The organism is Candidatus Krumholzibacteriota bacterium, from assembly GCA_016932415.1.
Taxonomy (GTDB): Bacteria; Krumholzibacteriota; Krumholzibacteriia; order Krumholzibacteriales; family Krumholzibacteriaceae; genus Krumholzibacterium.
In genome coordinates this window covers 115,111-135,506 of the sequence record JAFGCX010000011.1, presented here as the reverse complement: position 1 = coordinate 135,506, position 20,396 = coordinate 115,111, and the positions used below count along the sequence as shown (strand labels likewise).

The 20,396-nt window shown below is 52.5% G+C and carries 13 protein-coding genes; 12 read left to right on the top strand and 1 reads right to left on the bottom strand.

The annotated features are described in order from the left end of the window. Nucleotides 1-15: 15 nt before the first annotated feature. Genes JW814_04960 through JW814_04945 form a run of 4 tightly spaced genes read left to right on the top strand, consistent with a single transcriptional unit; the run spans nt 16 to nt 2,964 of the window. On the top strand, nt 16-816 hold the full coding sequence (locus JW814_04960; protein MBN2070789.1) for a ParA family protein: 801 nt from the start codon (nt 16-18) through the stop codon (nt 814-816). After that, complete coding sequence (locus JW814_04955; GenBank protein ID MBN2070788.1) at nt 813-1,670, top strand: ParB/RepB/Spo0J family partition protein; 858 nt, start codon at nt 813-815, stop codon at nt 1,668-1,670. Before JW814_04960 ends, JW814_04955 begins: the two co-directional genes overlap by 4 nt. Before the next feature lie 35 nt (nt 1,671-1,705). Next, the gene (locus JW814_04950) at nt 1,706-2,485 is read left to right on the top strand and encodes a M23 family metallopeptidase (GenBank protein MBN2070787.1); all 780 of its coding nucleotides are present in this window, start codon (nt 1,706-1,708) and stop codon (nt 2,483-2,485) included. 8 nt (nt 2,486-2,493) lie between these two features. After that, nucleotides 2,494-2,964 carry a polymer-forming cytoskeletal protein gene (locus tag JW814_04945; GenBank protein MBN2070786.1) on the top strand — a complete coding sequence of 157 codons (471 nt, stop codon included), beginning with the start codon at nt 2,494-2,496 and terminating at the stop codon, nt 2,962-2,964. Nucleotides 2,965-3,071: 107 nt separating this feature from the next. Here JW814_04945 and JW814_04940 read toward each other — a convergent pair whose 3' ends face one another. Then, nucleotides 3,072-3,518, bottom strand: a complete 447-nt coding sequence (locus JW814_04940; GenBank protein ID MBN2070785.1) for an Hsp20/alpha crystallin family protein — start codon at nt 3,516-3,518, stop codon at nt 3,072-3,074. Nucleotides 3,519-4,106: 588 nt separating this feature from the next. On the opposite strand from JW814_04940, the gene JW814_04935 reads away from it, so the two are divergent. The 8 genes from JW814_04935 (at nt 4,107) to JW814_04900 (ending at nt 20,396) form a co-directional block, all read left to right on the top strand. Beyond that, nucleotides 4,107-7,244, top strand: coding sequence for a S8 family serine peptidase (locus tag JW814_04935; protein MBN2070784.1), 3,138 nt, complete (start codon nt 4,107-4,109; stop codon nt 7,242-7,244). Nucleotides 7,245-7,369: 125 nt separating this feature from the next. Beyond that, nucleotides 7,370-9,055 (top strand): energy-dependent translational throttle protein EttA, encoded by a 1,686-nt coding sequence (gene ettA, locus JW814_04930; GenBank protein ID MBN2070783.1) that lies wholly within the window; start codon nt 7,370-7,372, stop codon nt 9,053-9,055. Between the two features lie 137 nt (nt 9,056-9,192). Beyond that, entirely contained in the window at nt 9,193-11,085 is a 1,893-nt protein-coding gene (locus JW814_04925; protein MBN2070782.1) for a S9 family peptidase, read from the top strand. 25 nt (nt 11,086-11,110) lie between these two features. Continuing rightward, entirely contained in the window at nt 11,111-12,094 is a 984-nt protein-coding gene (locus JW814_04920) for a MoxR family ATPase (GenBank protein ID MBN2070781.1), read from the top strand. 41 nt (nt 12,095-12,135) lie between these two features. Then, on the top strand, nt 12,136-13,041 hold the full coding sequence (locus JW814_04915; protein ID MBN2070780.1) for a DUF58 domain-containing protein: 906 nt from the start codon (nt 12,136-12,138) through the stop codon (nt 13,039-13,041). 3 nt (nt 13,042-13,044) lie between these two features. After that, nucleotides 13,045-15,171 carry a BatA and WFA domain-containing protein gene (locus tag JW814_04910; GenBank protein ID MBN2070779.1) on the top strand — a complete coding sequence of 709 codons (2,127 nt, stop codon included), beginning with the start codon at nt 13,045-13,047 and terminating at the stop codon, nt 15,169-15,171. After that, entirely contained in the window at nt 15,161-18,622 is a 3,462-nt protein-coding gene (gene mfd / locus JW814_04905) for a transcription-repair coupling factor (protein ID MBN2070778.1), read from the top strand. Before JW814_04910 ends, mfd begins: the two co-directional genes overlap by 11 nt. 73 nt (nt 18,623-18,695) lie before the next feature. Then, complete coding sequence (locus tag JW814_04900; GenBank protein MBN2070777.1) at nt 18,696-20,396, top strand: peptidyl-prolyl cis-trans isomerase; 1,701 nt, start codon at nt 18,696-18,698, stop codon at nt 20,394-20,396.

Here is a 20,396-nt window from a genome sequence, read left to right as displayed (position 1 = left end):
GTTGATAGAGAGACAATGGGAAAAATAATAGCAGTAGCGAATCAGAAGGGTGGTGTCGGAAAGACGACGACATCGGTCAATCTCGGAGCAAGCCTCGGGGCGATAGAGGAAAAGGTCCTTCTTGTAGATGCCGATCCCCAGGCAAATGCGAGCAGTGGGCTCGGCGTAAGGATAGATAATGGACAACCGACTATTTATGAGGCGCTTATAGGAAAGACGAGGGTCGAGGATATAATTGAGAAGACGGGGCTTCTCGACCTTGTCCCTTCCCATCCAAGGCTTAACGGGGCGGAGATCGAGCTGGTATCACAGCTTGCGAGGGAAAGAAAACTGAAAACCGCTCTCGCGCCGCTTGTGGACAGATATGATTTTATAATAATAGATTGTCCGCCGAGCCTGGGACTCCTGACGTTGAACACGTTGACCGCGGCGGATTCAGTGTTGATACCGATCCAGTGTGAATATTACGCGCTTGAAGGGTTGAGCCAGCTTCTAAGCACAATCAGGATGGTCCAGAAACATCTCAATCCCGATCTGACGATAGAGGGAGTGCTGCTTACGATGTTTGACAAACGGTTGAGGTTGTCGGGCCAGGTTGCCGATGAAGCGATATCTTATTTTGGGGAAAAGGTTTATGACAGTATAATCCCGAGAAATGTGCGCCTGAGCGAATCGCCGAGTTTTGGAAAACCGGTTATCCTTTATGACGTTCAGAGTAGCGGCGCAAAAAGCTACCTGATGCTTGCCAGAGAGATTTTAGAGAAACAGAAGCGGACGAACCCCGCGGCGAAAAAAGAAAGGGGAGGATCCCCATGAAAAGGACTGTGCTTGGCAGGGGGCTCGAAGCGCTTATATCACAAGACCTTAAAGAAAGCGTCTCGGAAACGGAAAGAGTAAAGGAGCTGGAAATAGATTCAATCGAGCCGAACCCGTATCAGCCACGGGCTTATTTCGACGAGAAGCAGCTCGGGGACCTCGCAGAATCAATCAGGAAAAACGGAGTGATCCAACCGATCGTCGTAAGAAGAAAAGGCGACCGCTACCAGCTCATTATGGGGGAAAGAAGACTCCGGAGTTCGAAGATCGCGGGAAAAACGACGATCCCCGCTATTATCAGGGATATAAAGGACAGGGAGTCTTTGAATTTCGCCCTGCTTGAAAATCTTCAGAGAGAAGATCTTAATCCGGTAGAGGAAGGAAGAGGATACAAGGCGCTCAGAGATGAATTCGGCCTGTCAGTCAAAGAGATATCCCAGCTGCTCGGTAAGGACAGGACGACGGTATCGAATACGATAAGGCTCCTGTCCCTGCCTGACAAGGTGCTTGAACTGATAGAAAAGGGAAGCCTCAAGGCCGGACATGCCAGGGCGATACTTGCTGTCGAGGGGGATGAAAAACGGATCGAGATGGCGCTGAAAGTAGTTGAGAAAGGGATATCGGTAAGGGAAGTCGAGATAGAGGTAGCGCCCGGGAAAAGGAAAAAAAGACGAAGAACGGCAAGGAAGGTAGACGCGGCGATAACAGCCCTTGAGGAAAGAGCGGAAAAGCATCTTGGCACGAGGGTGAGGATCACGCCGGGCAAAAAGGGCGGGACGATAACCGTAGATTACTATTCAGACGATGATCTTGAGGCAGTTCTGAAAATAATGGGGATAGAGACGGCGATATAAAGGCTGGCCCACTCGGGGTGGTCGTGGGAAAAGAAATGGAAAAAGAGACATTTTCGGTGATAATCGTTCCTCACGATCTGAAAAAAACCAGGACATACAAGATCCCATACAGGCTTTTTTATTTTTTCATGGTCATATTGGCCGCTGGAGCGCTGACCGTATCGATTTTCGTTCTGACATACGGGAGGTTGCTTGTAAAGACAAGAGAGACTGTAAGACTCGAAAGGCAGGTCGCCGAGCTGACGAAAAAGAATGAAAAGATCGGAGAGCTTATGCGGGACCTTTCAGAGATGCACGCGATGGAATTAAAGGTGAGGAATCTGCTCGGGCTCGGATTGAGCTCTCGAGACAGTGTCGCCCTGAAGCATGCCAGCGCGGGAGACCTGGATATGGCAGGCGAGACCGACAACGAAAAATCAAGCATGATGAGCGCGATACCGAGCTTCTGGCCGGTAAGGGGGTATATCACCAAGGGGTATAATATTGCCGGAGGGGAGAAGGACAAGGACTACCATCCCGGTATAGATATAGGGGTAGAAAAGGGAGTGCCCGTGAGGGCAGCCGCGGCAGGGTATGTGATAGAGGCTGCATGGGACGACACGTACGGGTATTTTGTCAAAATAGACCACGGATATGGAATAAAAACACTTTACGGACACAATGAAAGACTGGTAGTAATTAAGGGAGACCGGATCGGCAGGGGGCAGACGATAGCCTATTCGGGGAATACCGGAAGAAGTTCCGCGCCACACCTGCATTTTGAGGTAACGCAGAACAACCTTCATGTCGATCCCCTGAAATACCTTTTGCAATAAGGATGATAATGAAAAAAAAGAATCCAGTGATGGGGTTTTCAAAGTTCGGGAAAGAAGGTGAGATCATGGTGACTGAAGGAAAGATGAACTCGATAATCGGGCAGGGGTGCACCATAAAAGGTACGATAGAGGTCAAGGATGGCACTTTGAGGATCGATGGAGAGTTCGAGGGGACTGTTAATTGTCCTGGTACTCTGGTTGTCGGTAAGGGCGGCAAGGTAAAAGCCGACGTTAAAGTCGCAAGCGCGGTTATCGGCGGAGAGATGACAGGCAATATCGACGCGAGAGAAAAAATAGAACTTCAGGCGGGCTCAAGGCTTGAAGGTGATATTAAAACGACACGTCTCGTTATTGACGAAGGTGTCTTCTTTGAAGGTTCCTGCAAGATGAGCCCTGATGGAAGGTCCTCTTCTGCCGCGCCGAAGATCGAAAAAGACGAAAAGGAAAAGAAAGATACAGCTAACGCCTGGGCGAAGTAAGATACTTCGGGACGAGTCTGTGAAGGGCCAGAGCGGAAACAAGCTTTGGCAGGGATAAAAAAAGGGCCGCTGGAAAGCGGCCCTTTTCATCGCTGGGCTTCGCCGGCTTACTTGATCTTTACATTGATCTCTTTGGGTTTTGCCGGTTCAGTTTTTGGGATCGAGACGATCAGCATGCCGTTTTTGTATTCCGCGTCTACATCGTCTGCCTTGATGTTTTCGGGAAGCTTGAAAGACCTTTCGAATTTTCCCCGAAAGATCTCTTTTATATGCATTTTCTCGTTCTCGATCTTCTCTTCCGTCTTCTTCTCTCCCCTTATAGTAAGGGTGTTTTCCTGGACTTCAATGGAAAGTTCGTCCTTTTCCATCCCCGGAATCTCGGCGCTGAGTTCGAATTTTTCATCGAGTTCCCTGACGTTGACCCTTGGAACCCAATTTCTCCCGCCACCCTGCGCGTAATCGAGTCTGGCCGGGAAAAAACTGCTGAAAATATCGTTTACTTCATCTTCAAACCTGTTGAGGTTCGATGTCGGCATCCATCTTACGAGTTTCATCTTCTTCCTCCTTTTAAAAAACCTCTAAATAACCTTTTTACGTTCCGCAGTTTCATTCCTGTATATGGCATCATGCGTGCCAGAATAGAATGAAGACCCTAATTGCATCAATAACAAAGAGTAACGACGGTTATCCATGCGGCTGGCCGGGCTTGGCCTTTCCGTGCGCTGCCGCGGCGCCCGAAAACACTGCCAACAAGGCACATTTTGACAAGACGACACCGCCATTATGGCAGGCCGCGCGTTGGCCGAATGGCAGCGCTGCCGAGAGAGATGGTTTGCATAAGGAAGGGGAGGAAAAAAGTCAAGTATCGGCAGATTCGGACGAAAAAAGGTAAGAAAAAAAGATTTCCTTAATTTTCGGTCAGGATCGAATTGAAAATAATCAAAAGACCTGCGAGAAACTGTTTTTTTCTTGCCGCGGTAATCATTTGCATCCCTCCCGCGGGAGGGAGCCCTCGATACTCAGACCGGGCCAGGCTCGAAAGGTCCGGCGACACCGGAGAAAATAGATTTTTTATCTGCGAGAAAGATATCAGGTACGGGTTCATCGAGGAGGGCGGGAATTCTGCCGCGGGGTCCGATGAAATGGAAAAAATAAACAAGACATCGCTCTGCCTGGAAACTCACGATCCGTTGTGGCCTTATTCCTGGGGAAAGATCCGGATCGGGGTAGAGAAGGCTCGGGCTATAACTGAAGGTGACAGCAGTGTCGTCGTTGCCGTAATAGATACGGGGTGCGATCTCGATCATCCCGATCTGATGGAGAATCTCTGGATAAATATCGCTGAAGCCGCTGGCCTTTCCGGAATCGATGACGATGGTAATGGATATGTCGACGATCTGCATGGATATGATTTCGTGAGCGCGACGGAGGAAGAAGTAGCGGCGGGAGAGGATCCCGGGCCGCCTGATCCTATCCCCGATGATATCCATGGCCATGGGACACACATAAGTGGAATAATCTCTTCCCGGGCAGGTAATGGTATCGGCACTGAGGGGATCGCGCCCCGTTGCAGGCTTATGATACTCAGGGCGGGGTATAAACGCCGGGATGGCGCGGGAGAACTTAAAGAGAGCGATATTTGCGAAGCGCTCGATTATGCCGTTGAAAACGGAGCGGACATAATAAATATGTCTTTTGGCGGAAGTTATTCCGGGCCTCTTTACCTGGCCGTGAAAGATGCGAGCGACGCCGGAGTCATAATCATAGCTTCTTCAGGCAATAACGGGAGCGACGAGCCGGTATACCCGGGAGCTTTTGACGAGTGCCTCGCCGTTGGCGCGGTTGACAGGAATGATCTGCCGGCGATCTTCTCGGGATATGGTGGCTGGACCGATTGCGCGGCGCCTGGGATCTCGATCTTGTCGACCGAACCCGGAGGCCTGTTCGGATATAGAAGCGGCACTTCAGTAGCCGCTCCTTTCGTAAGCGGGACTGCCGCTCTCCTGAAAAGCTCGGGATTATACGAGACTTCGGAGTTGATAAAAAACCAGATCCTCAATACAGCGGAAAATATCTCCACTCCGGGGCTGGAAGAATTCACCGGAGCGGGGCTTGTAAGGGCAGATCTCGCGCTTGAAAGGGAACCGGGCATAAAGGTCTCTGTCGCCGGGTATCTATGCGCGGAATATTCGGGGGACGGAGACGGAGTGGTCGAGGGGGGAGAGACAGCCATGGTTACCCTGACAGTCAAGAATGTCTGGCGGGAGATCACTTCCGCTTCGCTTACTGTCGATACCGGGGATCCGTATATTTCTATCGTGTCGGAAAAGGAATTTTTCATCGGGGATATGACTTCTTCTGATGAGACAGCGATAGATCTCCGTATGGCAGTCGCTGAAGAGGCCCTGGCCGGGCAGGCAGTGAGCGTGAACCTGAGCCTCGACTGCGACCAGGGAGAGACGTCGATCGAATTTATGATCCCCATCACTGGAAAAATAACTCTCGAGCGGACAGTCATCGGTATCAGGGAGCTTTCGGGGGATGGAGACGGTGGAGCGGGGAGGGGAGAAAGGATCGCCTGCCTGGTCGGTCTCAAAGACCACTCCGGCGAGCTATCGGTAATCCGGGGATCCCTCGATATTTCAACTCTTGGCGGGGAGACGGCTACTGAATGGGAATACGCCGTGTTCGACTCCGTCAATTCCGAGGCGACGCTGAGATTCGAGTTTGAGATCGGAGAGATTGCCGAGGCGCCCCTGTCGCGTCTTCGGCTTGAAGTGGAAGGGCCCGGATTAAGACTGAACAGCAGCATACCACTCTGGATCTCCTACGCGGGAGATCCCGGGATGGAAGGAGAGGGAATATCTTGCCAGGGTGGAACGGGACACACAGGATTTTTTTACGGATCGGCAGAGCCTCCTCTGGAAAAAGAGTGGGAGAGCGGACTCGATGGAGAAGGATCGCTTCTCTGCCAGCCACTTGTTGCCGGAACGAGGGTCTTTGTTTCAAGAAGAGAAGGGGAACATAACTCGGTCTACTCTATTTCTCTCGCTGACGGTTCTATCGTTTGGAAAAGAGAACTCCCCGGGATCTCTGAATCGGGAGCCCGGTATCTGGCGTGGTTCAAGGGAGTCCTGTTCGCTTCATGCGGGAGGTATCTGCACGCGATCGACCAGGCCTCTTCGGAGATCGTCTGGTCGGCCGGGGTGGAGGAAGAGGCCGGCAATCAGACCAGCGTGGCTAAAGACCCGGTCGTCCACGGCAATAAAGTCTTTGTCGCTTTTCACGACAGGGCGACTGGTGGAATTGACAGGGTCTGCGCCTTCGATCCATTTACTGGCAGGAAACTCTGGGAGGATCGTCCTGGCGAAGGCGATGCTGTCAGTCCTTTTCCCCCGGCGGGAAGCGGCGACCTCCTCGTTTATTCGACACAGGCCGGCATACTGAAAGGGATCCACGCCTCGACAGGCGCCATCGAATGGATGGCATCCTCCGGGGGGGCGCTGGCCGCTCCGATGATCTGTCACGCTGGCCGGCTGGTGACGATATCTTCTACAGGTATCCTGCAGGTGCTGGCGCTTGAAGATGGATCTTCGATCTGGAGAAGTGATTTTGATGGAGCCTTGTCAGGCCCGGCTTGCGTTGATATAGAAAAAGGAGTCATCTTTTTCATGGCCACGGCGCCACCTGCGGCCGCGCTGTACGCCGCGGAGATGACCGGGGGAAGGATCCTCTCGAGGAAGGCGATGGAAGGATATGGATATTCAGGCGTGTCGATCTCGGAAGGCAGGATATACTGTCCGGGAGCTGAAGGAAGGATCGAGATTTTCGGAATGGAAAATCCAGAGGGCTTGCGCGAGCTGATCCCGGAGTGGAGAAATGATTCGGGAGGCAATATATCACCTGTCTTTCATCACGGTGGGAAGTCGATCGTCTCGGTCAACACGAATTCAACGGATATGGTGATCTCGCTTCAAGGAGCGAATGATCCGGGAACTCTTCCAGCCCCGGTCATTTCGCGGCTTTTTCCAAATCCCTTCAATCCCTCTGTGACGATCTGTTTTGAACTTTCAAGCGAGGCTCCCGTGACGATCGATATATATGACGCGGGTGGAAGGCTTGTCCGATCGCTCCTCGACCGCGGCTGCCAGGCCGGGCCTCACGAGATAAGGTGGGACGGAAAAGACGGAAGCCGCAGACTCGCGAGCGCGGGGGTGTATTTCTGCAGACTCTCGGTGGAAGGAAAGGCAGTGTCGCGCAAGATGATCCTCCTCAGATAAAGACAGTTTCCTGCCTGTCGGAACCCGTTTCAATTCTTGAATTGAACTATTGCGGGAAAGCGTTTACTCTCCCTTTACATATCGTTCTTTTTCAGAAGCTGCGCGGGCAGCGGCAGGGGAGTAATATGAGCGCGGAACCGAACAAGATCATTTATTCGATGATCGGAGTAAGCAAATTCTATAACAACAGGCAGGTATTGAAGGATATCTCCCTTTCGTATTTTTACGGAGCGAAGATCGGAGTCCTCGGGTTGAACGGATCTGGCAAGTCATCGCTGCTGAGGATACTTGCCGGCGTCGACAGGGAGTTCAACGGAAAGACGATCCTCAGCCCCGGGCACACAGTAGGATTCCTTGAACAGGAGCCTCGTCTCGACGACACGAAAACGGTCCGCGAGACTGTCCAGGAAGGGGTCGGGGAAACGGTCAGGCTTCTCGAAGAGTACAATGAAATAAGCGCGCGGTTCGCCGAGCCCCTTGACGAAGAGGAGATGAACTCCCTTCTGGAAAGACAGGGGGCTGTTCAGGAAAAGATAGACTCGCTTGACGCGTGGAACCTCGATTCCAGGCTGGAAATGGCGATGGATGCCCTGCGCTGCCCGCCGCCGGACACGGTCATCAAACATATTTCAGGGGGGGAAAGAAGAAGAGTCGCGCTCTGCAGGCTTCTTCTCCAGAAACCCGACATCCTTCTCCTTGACGAACCGACGAACCACCTCGACGCGGAGACGATCGCTTGGCTCGAACACCACCTTCAGGGGTATGACGGCACCGTCATCGCGGTGACCCACGACAGGTATTTTCTTGATAATGTCGCCGGATGGATCCTGGAACTCGACCGGGGAGAAGGGATTCCCTGGAAAGGGAATTACTCTTCATGGCTGGATCAGAAGGAAAAACGTCTCGAGATGGAGGAAAGACACGAATCGCAGAGGCGCAAGACCCTTCAGCGCGAACTGGAATGGATAAAGATGACGCCAAAAGCGCGCCATACGAAAGCCAAGGCCAGGATCAACGCGTACGAGTCTCTTATGGGTGAAGGAGGGAGTGAAAAGGGAAAATCTCTTGAGCTCTTCATACCGCCGGGTCCGAGGCTTGGAGGTGTTGTGATCAAAGCTGAAGGAGTGAGCAAGGCATACGACGGAAAGATCATATTCGACGGACTAGACTTTTCGCTGCCTCCGGGAGGGATCGTGGGGGTCATAGGTGCCAACGGAGCGGGAAAGACGACGCTTTTCAGGCTTATCACGGGAGAGGAAGCTCCCGACTCGGGGAAGATTCATCTTGGAGAGACGGTAAAGCTCGCGTATGTGGATCAGTCGAGAGATCTTCTCGATCCGGAAAAATCGATATGGGAGCAGATCTCCGGTGGCGAGGAGACGATTCTGCTTGGTGGCAGAGAGGTGAACTCCAGAGCGTACGTGGCGAAGTTCAACTTCTCGGGACCGGACCAGTCGAAAAAAGTCGGCAAGCTCTCCGGCGGAGAACGCGGCAGGGTGAATCTTGCCATGGTGCTGAAGGAGGGCGCGAATGTCATACTCCTTGATGAACCCACAAACGATCTTGACGTCAACACGATGCGGGCCCTGGAAGAGGCGCTTGAGAATTTCGGGGGATGCGCCGTTGTCATAAGCCACGACAGGTGGTTTCTCGACCGCATCGCGACGCACATACTTTCTTTCGAGGGAGACAGCAGGACCTTCTGGTTCGAGGGCAATTTTTCCGAATATGAAAGTAACAAGAGGGAAAGACTCGGCTCGGCTGCCGACATTCCGAAACGGATCAAGTACAGGTCGCTGACGAGGGATTAGCTTTGCGCTGCGGGGAAGGGAAGAAGCCAGGGGGCAAGCGATAAAAAGAATGGTACATAATCCGATTATACTTTATAAATATAATGGGGCGGGGAGATATCCGGGGACAGGTGATAAATGCGACTGGAGGAGGAAAGATGAAATTCAGGCTATCGGTTGCGATACTTCTCGTTCTGACCGCGATGATATCATCCTGCGCGGAAAAAGGTGTCAGGGAATACACGATCGAACAGTTCATGGATAACGTGATCGTGTCGGGCGGATATTTTTCGCATGACGAGAAAAACCTGCTGGTGACGATGGACGAGTCGAAGATCTTCAACGCTTACAGGATACCGATAAGTGGAGGCCCCGCCGACCAGCTTACGGATTCTCGTAAACATTCCGTTTTCGCCCTTTCATATTTTCCGGAAGATAACAGGTTTCTCTACCTGAGCGACAAGGGTGGAAACGAGATATACCATATATACCTGCGCGATGAAGACGGCATAATCGAAGATCTCACTCCGGAGGTAAAAGCGAGGGCGCTTTTCTATGGATGGACGAAAAATGAGGATAACTTCGTTTTCGGATCGAACAAGCGAGACTCGAAGTATATGGATATCTACCTGATGGATATCGAGACGTTAACTCCTAAGATGATATATCTCAACGACGCGGGATATAATTTCGCCTGGATCTCAGATGACATGAGATATATGGCTTTCTCCAGAGTGCTGACAGAGCATGATACCGAGATGTACATCTATGACCGCGAAACAGGAGAGATGAGACATATATCGGAACACACCGGGGATATAATATATACACCTCTCGAGTTCAGCAAGGACTCGAACTACCTGTATTATCTCACAGACGAGGAAAGCGAATTCACATATCTGAAAAAATACGAACTGGCGACCGGGAAGAGCGAGACGGTTGAAAAAGCCGACTGGGATATCAGCTTCTCCTACTGCTCGTGGAATGGAACGTACCGGGCGACGGGAATAAATAATGACGGAAGGACAGAGATCAGGATTTACAGGACAGAAACGGGAGAGCTGGTAGAGCTCCCAGCATTTCCAGACGGCGTCATATCTTCCGTGGGGTTTTCAAAAAGCGAAAGATACATGAGGTTCCATCTGAGCGATCCAAGATCGACGAACAACCTTTTCGTCTATGACTTCGAAACGGGAAAGTACAGGAAGCTGACAGATTCGATGAATCCGGAGATCAACAGAAACGATCTTGTAGAACCGGAGATCGTAAGATACAGGTCGTTTGACGACGAAGTGATACCTGCCCTTTACTTCAAGCCGAAAGGGATAAAACCAGGAGAGAGCGTGCCAGCGATAGTCTACGTTCACGGCGGACCGGGCGGGCAGGCGCGAGTCGGGTATTCGGCGCTGCTGCAGTATCTTGTAAATCATGGATACGCCGTCCTCGCGGTGAACAACAGGGGAAGCTCCGGGTATGGAAAGCGTTTTTCCGCTTTGGACGACCACAGCCATGGCAACGGAGACCTTCGAGACTGCGTCGAAGGTAAAAACTGGCTTATCAAGACGGGGTATGTCGATCCTGGCCGGATAGGGATACTGGGAGGAAGCTATGGAGGATATATCGTGCTTGCCGCTCTCGCGTTCCAGCCGGAAGAGTTCGCGGCGGGGGTGGATCTCTTCGGTATATCAAACTGGGTAAGGACTTTGAGCAATATACCACCCTGGTGGGAAAATTACAGGGACGCGTTGTACAAGGAGATCGGAGATCCGGAGACAGACGAAGAGTACCTGAAAAGTATCTCGCCCCTTTTCCATGCCGAAAATATAAAAAGGCCTCTTATGGTCCTGCAGGGCGCGAATGACCCGAGGGTCTTCAAGATAGAATCGGACGAGATCGTCGAAGCGGCCAGAAGGAACGGCGCGGTAGTAGAATATATGGTATTCGACGATGAAGGGCACGGATTCCTTAAAAAGGAGAACAGGCTGGCCGGGTACGGCGCTGTCCTGAAATTTCTCGACAGACACCTTAAAAACAGCGACAGGACAAATTAAGGTCGCCAGGGAGATCTCCGGAGCTATGGATCATAACAAGGAAGAGATCATTCTTGCCCGGTTCGCCGACGCGTATGGAAGGCTCAGGGCCGAGATCGCAAAAGTAATAATAGGGCAGGACAGGGTGGTCGACGAGCTGATCACCGCGCTTTTCGCCGGCGGGCACTGTCTTCTCGTCGGCGTCCCCGGCCTTGCGAAGACACTTCTCGTTTCGACGGTAGCAGAATGTCTCGGCCTTGACTTTTCCCGGATCCAGTTCACTCCAGACCTGATGCCAAGCGATATCATGGGGACCGAGGTCCTCGAAGAAGACAAATCGACTCACGGCAGGGTATTCAGGTTCATCAGGGGGCCTGTCTTCTCGAATATAGTCCTTGCCGACGAGATCAACAGGACTCCTCCAAAAACACAGGCGGCCCTTCTGCAGGCGATGCAGGAGTACGATGTCACCGTAGGCGGGATGACGCACGCGCTTGAAAGGCCGTTTTTCGTCCTTGCCACGCAGAATCCGATCGAGCTGGAAGGCACCTATCCTCTGCCCGAGGCGCAGCTGGACAGGTTCATGTTCAATATCAGGGTCGATTATCCCTCTGAGCAGGAAGAGCTAGCGATCGTCGACACTACTACCTCTGCTCTTCCCGAAACACCGGAGAAAATCATAGGCGGAGAAGAGATCGTTGAAATCCAAAAGATGATAATGAAGGTCCCGGTCTCGAAAAAGATCCTCTCCTACGCGGTGAGGCTCGTGCGGGCTAGCAGAGATGGAACCTTTCCCGGCGTGGGAAAGTATCTTTCGTGGGGAGCCGGCCCGAGGGCGGGGCAGTATCTTATACTCGGAGCAAAGACCAGGGCGGTTATGACTGGCAGGACGACACCGGACATTGATGATGTGCGGGAAGTCGCCTGGCCGGTACTTCGTCACAGGCTTGTGGCAAATTTCCACGCCGAAGCAGACGGAATCACTGCCGATGAACTCGTTGGCAGGCTGCTGGACACTGTCGAGCAATGACCCGGGGAATATCGCCCGGAGACGAGAACGGTGGAATCGGCATGCCCCCGGAAAAAAAAGATCTAAGCAGCTTTCTCCAGCCAGAGGTAGTAAGCAGGATCGCGCGGATGGATCTGAGGGCGAGATTGATCGTCGAGGGATTCATCGCCGGGCTGCACAGGTCGCCTTATCACGGGTTTTCGGTCGAGTTCGCGGAATACAGGCAGTACAACGCCGGAGAATCGACAAGGAATATCGACTGGAAGATATTTGCCAAGACGGACCGGTATTATACAAAGATATTCGAAGACGAGACAAACCTGAGCGCGACCATCCTGCTCGACAGAAGCGCCTCGATGGATTTCGGCAGCAGGGAGATCACCAAGCTGAGATACGGGACGCTTCTCTGCGCGGCCCTGGCGTTTCTTATGATCAGGCAGCGCGACGCGGTAGGGCTTGCCCTTTTTGACGAAAAAATAGTCGAGATGATACCTCACAAGTCAGTAAGAAAACACCTTTTTCACATATTGAACGCTCTCGAAAAGGCCACTCCCGGAGCGAAGACCCGGATCAGCGAAACCCTCCACCAGATCGCCGAAAAGGTGAAAAGGCGCGGGCTGATCATCCTGGTAAGCGATTTGTTCGACGATCCGGGAGAAATCCTGAGCGGGTTGAGACATTTCAGGCACAGAGGGCACGAGATAGTCGTATTTCATCTTCTCGATCCTCTCGAGCTTTCTCTCGATTACAGGGGAGAAGTGAGGTTCGTCGACAGGGAAACGGGGGAGAAGATCAGGACACAACCCTGGTTTTTAAAAAAGGAATACCGGGCCGACATCGAAGAATGGATCAAGGGTCTTGAAATATCGTGCAAGGAAAACGCGATAGACTATAACCTGGTCACTATCGATACATCTTTCGATCAGGCTCTGGTCTCTTATCTCGGAAAGAGGCGGAGGATGGGATAGGAGATGGATTTTCTCAACCCATTATTTCTGGTGATGCTCGGAGCCGTGGCAGTTCCGATCCTCATCCATTTTTTCAGCAGGAGAAAGATCCCCGAGATCGTATTCAGCTCTCTGATCTTCCTGAGAGGATCTGAGCGCCGGAGTATGCGCAAGATCGATTTCAGGCGTCTTCTTCTGCTCCTGCTCAGGGTCGCCGGCGTCGCTCTCATCGCTCTGGCTTTCGCGCGGCCGGTGATCAGGGGCGGCCTTGCGGCGATATTTCCAGGCGAAGGATCCGGGGCGGTATGTATCCTGATAGACAGGAGCTACAGCATGTCCGTCGAGGAAGGAGAAACGACCGCTTTCCAGAAAGGGATAGACCGGGCTCTTGAAATAACCGGCATGCTGGGCGAAGAGGACGAGGTCGCTATCTACCTTTTCGATACGAGGGTGATAAAAATACTGGAGACAGACAGATTCAGGGCGGCACAGGTTTCGGAGATCCTGAAAAAGCAGGAGACATCATTTTACGGGACAGATCTGGCCGCGGCAGTGGCTGCAGGCAGGGAAAGACTTCTTTCAGGAAGAAGAGAGATCAGGGAGCTTTTTATAATCTCTGATTTTCAGAAAAGCGGATTCACCGCCGGCGCGGATCTTCCTGAAAACGCCCTGGATATCTCCGACTCTTCAGGCGGGGTGGGACGGGAAGAGAGACGAAGGATACGCACATTCCTTATCCCGGTAGGAGAAGACGCGCCGGCGAACGTCTCGATCGATAAGGTCGTGACTCCGGGAAAAGTGGTGCACAAGGGGGAAACGGCGGCGGTCAGCGTGGTGATGAGAAACCATTCTCAGCGGTTGGGGGCGAAATTTCCGATCAGGATATCGGTCGACGGAAAGATAGTGCATGAAAGGGAGATAGAAATAGCTCCGGCAGGCTCGAAGACAGAAAAAGCGCTGATACAGATCGACAGGTCTGGATGGATCGAAGGCTTGGCGAGCAAGCGGAATGACCGGCTTAAAGCCGATGACTCGAGGTTCTTCTCGTTTCATTCGAGAAAAAGAGACAGAGTCCTGCTGATCAGCGACAGCGAAGAGTACTATCTGCGGCAGGCATTGAATCCCGGAGAAAATGACGAGGAGATCGAACTGAGGCGTAAAAAATGGGATGATTTCGTGACCGCGGATCTCGATTGGGCGGATCTCGTCATCGCCGGGCCGGGAGTCGGGCCGGCACAAAGGGAGATCGGGATACTCGAGGAGTATCTCTCTGGCGGGGGAGGGATTTTCGCTCTCGTCACGAGGGGTCATGAAAAGATGATAAAAGAACTTTCAAACCACCAGCCGGGAGTCGATTTCAACGGAAGGGAAGAGACGATAGATTATGACCAGGAGAAACCGCCATTCCTCTCCCCCTTCGATCGAGAGGATATGAAGGCGCTTTTCAGGATAAGATTCAGGGGGCCGCCGGTCGTCACCGGCATTCCGCCGGGAGAGGTCGACCTGAGGTTTGAAAGCGGCCATCCCTTTGTGTGGAGCGAAAGCGTGGAAAAGGGAAGGATCGTCTTTGCTTCGATCGATCCCGTGCCAGAGGGCGGAGACCTTGTTCTCTCGCCTCTTTTCCTGCCACTCGTCAGGCAGCTTCTCTTTTCGGTCGATCCCGCTTTGGCCGGGACGGAGGGAAGAAAGGTGGGAGAACGGTTTGTTCTGCGGAGAGAGGCGGAGGGTATCAGGGCAGTCCTTCCCGGCGGCGTTGAATATATTCCGTCGGATCTTTCAGGAGGCGCCCCGGGAAAGGTTGAAAAAGAACTGTCCGCAGGCGCCATGATAACGGCAGGAGACGAACCGGGATTTGTAAGGATCGAGGCGGCAGATTCGACGATAGAACTTATTCCGGTCAATATTGAATCATCTGCCGAGTCCCGGCTCGAAAAAGTGGAGACTGCCGTCATCGCCGATATGCTCGGAGTAGACGATTCAGTCTTGATACCCCAAGGCGGGGATCTTCTCGGACATCTTGAAATGGCGAGGGAGGGAAGGGAAATATCAGGAGCCCTGGTTATTGCCGCGCTGATGATATTTTTCGTGGAACTGCTCGTGTCCCAGAGGAAGGATATGGCGGCGGCAAGGAGCGATCGGGATGTGGGATGACCTGAAGAATAAGATCCTCGGCCTTCCTGCAGGCGTCGGCCTGATGAAAAGGATAAGGCAGGAGAAGGCGAGAGTCCCGGTGAGAGGATTGTCGGGAAGCGCGAGAGCGCTTCTTGTCTCGGCGATAGCGGGAGAGCTCGGAGGCAACTTCATGATCGTGGCGGCCGATCCTGTAAAGGCGAGGGACATAGAGGCAGATCTGGTCAGTTTCGGGGTAGAGGGAGTGGTATCGTATCCCGAAGACGAGATCCTGCCGTATGATTATCACGATCCCGATAGGAATCTCACCGGAATGCAGATGAGGGCGCTCGAAGCGCTCTGCGAGGGAGAGTGCAGGATCCTCGTCTGCACCTTGCGCTCCGTTCTTAAAAAGGTATACAGCAGGGATTCTTTCGTTTCCCTCCTTCTCGATATCGTACGAGGAAATGAAATGGACCTTATTTCCCTCGCCGCCGATCTGACCGCTCGCGGTTACGAGAGGCACGCGATAGTCGAGGAAAAAGGACAATTCGCCATAAGGGGTGGGATTCTTGACATATTCGAGGTCAGCTCTGATGATCCGGTGAGAATCGAGTTTGATGGCGACACGGTCATCACTGTCAGGGATTTCGACGTTGAGTCCCAAAGGTCCGGCGCGGAAAAGGAAACAATAAGGATAAGGCCCTTTCATCATCTGTGTCCCGACGCGGGCGGGCTGGAAAGACTAAGGGAATTCCTCTCCGCCGATATCGATTCTCTCGGCAGGGAAGAAAGGTTCAAGCGGCTTCTTCCCGCTGACAGGCTCGAAGAAGGGATCCACTTTTTCGGAATGGAGCATTATGCCGCTGCCGTCCACGAGTTGTCGCCGATCTTTGAATATTTTGATTCCCCTCCGGTGATCGCGATATATGACATGGAAGATATGAGGACTTTGCTCGGAGATATCCGCGATGAGACGGTGGAGAGATACGCCGCGTCGAGAAAGGAAGGCAACTTCTATCCTCCTCCCGAACAGGTATACATTTCGGAAGAAGAACTGGCCGGTTATATCGGAAAAATGCGTACGCTCGAATTCATCTCGTTCTCTGACGACAAAGCAGTCACTTTTTTTACAACTCCGGCCGGAGACTACAGAAGAAAGATGAACGGGCTTGTCACCGATATCCGGAAAGCTCTTGATAAAGATCTGCAGGTCTTTCTCTTCTGTTCGACAATGGTGCAGAGTGAAAGGGCCGAAGAACTTCTTTCGGATGTCTCGATCGAGATCGATTTTCCTCTGGGGTTCCTGTCGGGCGGATTCAGGTGGGAGGACGCCGGAGTACTTTTCCTCAGCGAGGAAGAAGTCTTCGGGAGGTTCCACAGGCCCTGGCATTCCCCCCGGGCGAGGAGCCGATCCCTTACTTACGATCCTTCACATTTTAAACCGGGGGATTTCATAGTACATCTGAGCCATGGGGTAGGCCGTTATATGGGGATGCGGAAACTCGAGATCGAGGGAGGGATGACGGAATGCCTGGATATTCGTTACGAGGGGGACGACAGGCTTTTTATTCCCGTCTCGCATCTGAGGATGGTGGAAAAATATATCGCCTCGGACGGCGCTTCGCCGGCTCTGGCAAGCCTCGGCAGCAAGGCATGGAAAAAGGCCAAGGAAAGGGCGAGAAAAAGCGCCGGCAATATCGCGCTGGATCTTCTCGAGATATACGCGGCCAGGAAGGTAGCAAAAGGATTCGCCTGTGGACCGGACAAGCCCTGGCAGAAAGAGGTCGAAGCGTCGTTTCCATGGGAGGAGACGCCGCATCAGCTCGAAGCGACGGCCGAAGTCAAGAAGGATCTCGAAAATCTCATCCCGATGGACAGGCTGCTGTGCGGCGACGTCGGGTTTGGAAAAACGGAAGTAGCGCTTCGAGCCGCGTTCAAGGTCGTGGTCGAGGGGAAACAGGCAGCCTTTCTCGTTCCGACGACAGTCCTGGCTCTGCAGCATTACAACACTCTTCGCGAGAGGCTCCAGGGGTATCCCGTATCGATCGAGATGCTGAGCAGGTTCGTTCCTTCAGCCCGGCAGAAAAAGATCGTGGAAGGTTTGGCCGAAGGCAAGGTCGACATTGTTATCGGGACGCACAGGCTGATATCAAAAGATGTTCATTTCAGGGACCTGGGGCTCGTGATCGTCGATGAAGAACACAGGTTCGGGGTGAAACAAAAAGAGGCGTTCAAAAAACTTAAAAGGAGCGTCGATGTGCTGAGCATGACGGCGACGCCGATACCAAGGACGCTCTCGATGGCGATATCGGGACTCAGGGACATCTCGGTCATAGACACGGCGCCCCGTAACAGGCTGCCGATACATACGGAGATCCTTCCCTTTGACGATGAGAGGATACGGGAAGCGGTCATGAGAGAAATAAACCGCGGAGGGCAGGTCTTTTTTGTGCACAACAGAGTGCAGTCGATAACGGTGATGGAAGGATACCTTCAGAGGTTGTTGCCCGACAGGGTAAGGATAGCTCACGCGCACGGGCAGATGAAAGAAAGGGAGCTGGAGAGGATCATGGTCGATTTCCTGGAAGGAAAGTTCGACCTCCTGCTTTGCACGATGATAATAGAAGCGGGGCTTGATTTCCCAAACGTCAATACCATTATAATCAACAGGTCGGACCGGTTCGGGCTGGCCCAGCTCTACCAGCTTCGCGGCCGGGTGGGGAGATCCGACAGAAAAGCTCATGCCTATATGCTTATTCCAAAAGGACGGACCCTTACCGCTACGGCGCTTAAAAGGCTCCAGGCGATAAGCGAGTTTGATTATCTGGGGGCTGGTTACAGGATAGCGATGAGAGACCTGGAGATCAGGGGCGCCGGCAATCTTCTCGGCCACCAGCAGTCCGGACAGATTAACTCGGTAGGCCTCGATCTGTACGCGAGAATGATCAGGGAGGAGATCGCCAGGTCAAGCGGGGAAGAGATAGAGGAAGAGAGAGAGGCGAAGATGGTGATCCCGGTGCCAGCATACCTGCCCGAAGAATTCGTCCACGACTCAGAGGAAAGGATGGATATATACAGAAGGGTAGCGCGTGCAGGTGAGGCCGGGGAAGTATTCGAGATCGGCCTGGAACTGAGGGACCGGTTCGGTCCACTTCCTGCGCCGGCGGAGAATATGCTAAAGCTCGTTGAACTCAGGACAAGAGCGCAAAACGTCCGCCTGGATAAGGTCGAGATCGATACTGCAGGCCGGCTACGCGCGAGGTTTGAACCGGGGCATACTCCGGGAAAAAGACTACTCGCGGCGATTGTCGACAGGTTCGGGGGAAGGCTGACATTTCATACCGATGTCGGATTTTCCCTTTCCGTCAAACCGGAATACCGGGATGATACCGCTGATGGGAGATCGCGGCGGTCGGCCATGGGGAAAGAATCACCGGGTATCGCTGATTTTGAAAGTTTATTGAATTTATTGGAATTTTCTGCTAAATAAGGTAGTTTAACCTCTATGGGTCGAACAGGCTCATACCGACAGAATGAGAAAAATGCCCGGAAAGGAGAGAGAGTTGAGAAAGACGATCATTTTAATGGTTGGAGTCACCCTCGCGATAGCGATGGGATGCTCCAGGACTGAAAGAGAAGATCTTGTCGTCGCGAAGGTGGACACGAGGACGGTAACGGTAAGGGAATTTGAGACGACCGCGGAAACTCTTGATAATAAATATCTTCCAGAAACAAATGATATGGAGGGGAAAAAAGAGCTTCTCCGGCATATGGTCAACAAGGAAGTAATGACGCTGAAGGCGTATGCTCTCGGCTATCAGCGCGAGGATGCGTTCCAGAGCTTCTGGGAACAGTTCAAGGGCCCCTTCCTGATAACGGCGCTATGGAACGAGGAGATAACTAAAAAGGTCGAAGTGACGGAAGAAGAGACCGATTTTTACTGGGAACAGATGCATTATGAATACACGCTCGCCCAGATCCTGGTCGCCAATGAGAATGAAGCTCTCGAAATAAGGCAGAAGATCGTAGAGGAAGGGGAGGATTTCGCCGAGATGGCGAAGAGATATTCTCTCGGGCCGGAAGGGGAAAATGGCGGAAATGTAGGCAGCGAATCGGTCGGCAGGATCCACTGGTGGGTAGAGGAAGTCCTCTTCGACATGGAGGTGGGGGATGTATCTCCTCCGGTCATGACCGACAACGGCTGGGGGCTTCTGAAGGTACTGAAGAAACGCAAGATCCTCCCCGACAAGGACAGGGAATACGCGGGGAAAAGGGTGCGCGCGATAAAGGAATACAAGGGCCGCAACCTCCTGAAGGAACAGATCGAACGTGATATACATCTTCAGATCTACAGCGACGCGGTCGATATCGCCTATGATCACCTTCCGGAAGATGTCCCGTTCGAAGAATTCATCAATGGCAGGGTGACCAGGGAGAACGCCCCCAGGGTCGAGATACCCGATAAGTACAGAGAGCTTATTATCTGTCAATACGATGACGGGATCTATACCCTTGCCGATTTCGAGGAACTCTATTCCATGACGGCTCTGCCGGACAGGCCTCGGCATTCGACCGGCAAATACAGTATTATCCAGCTCCTGAAGAAGGTCATTTATGACAGGATTCTTCCCGTGTACGCGGAAGAGGTGGCCAAGGTCCTCGAGGTGCCGGAAGTAAAGGAAAATTATGAAAAGCGCCTCGAACAGTTCCTCGTGTACAGGCTCTACCAGGATCAGATACAGGACGAGATCAGCGTTACTGAAAGAGAGATCAGGGAGGAATACGAAGAGAGCAGGGAAATGTTCAGGACCAAGGAAAAAAGAAACTACCAGATCATAGTCCTTGAGGATGAGGCTACCGCGAATATGGTTGCGCAGAAAGCCAGGGCCAAGGAAAGTTTTGACTTGCTGACCAGAAAATATTCAAAGGATCCAACCGTCAAGGATAACATGGGAAAAACGGGGCTTATACCCTCAGGCAACTATCTCGAGTATGACGGCGTCGCTTTTGCCCTCCCGGCGGTCGGTTCGATATCAGACCCTTTCGAAATGTCAAGAGGGTGGGCTGTCATCAAGGTGCTCGAGATAGAGCCGGGCGGGATCCCCACCTTTGAGGAAGCCGAGTCCGCGATCAAAAAACAACTGATGGAGAAAAAGGGATCGGAGCTTCTTGATAAAAAGATGGAAGACTGGCGCGAAACGTATGTAATAGAGATCTACGAAAAGAATCTGGAAAAAGCGAAGATGAACAGGACCAGACTGTAA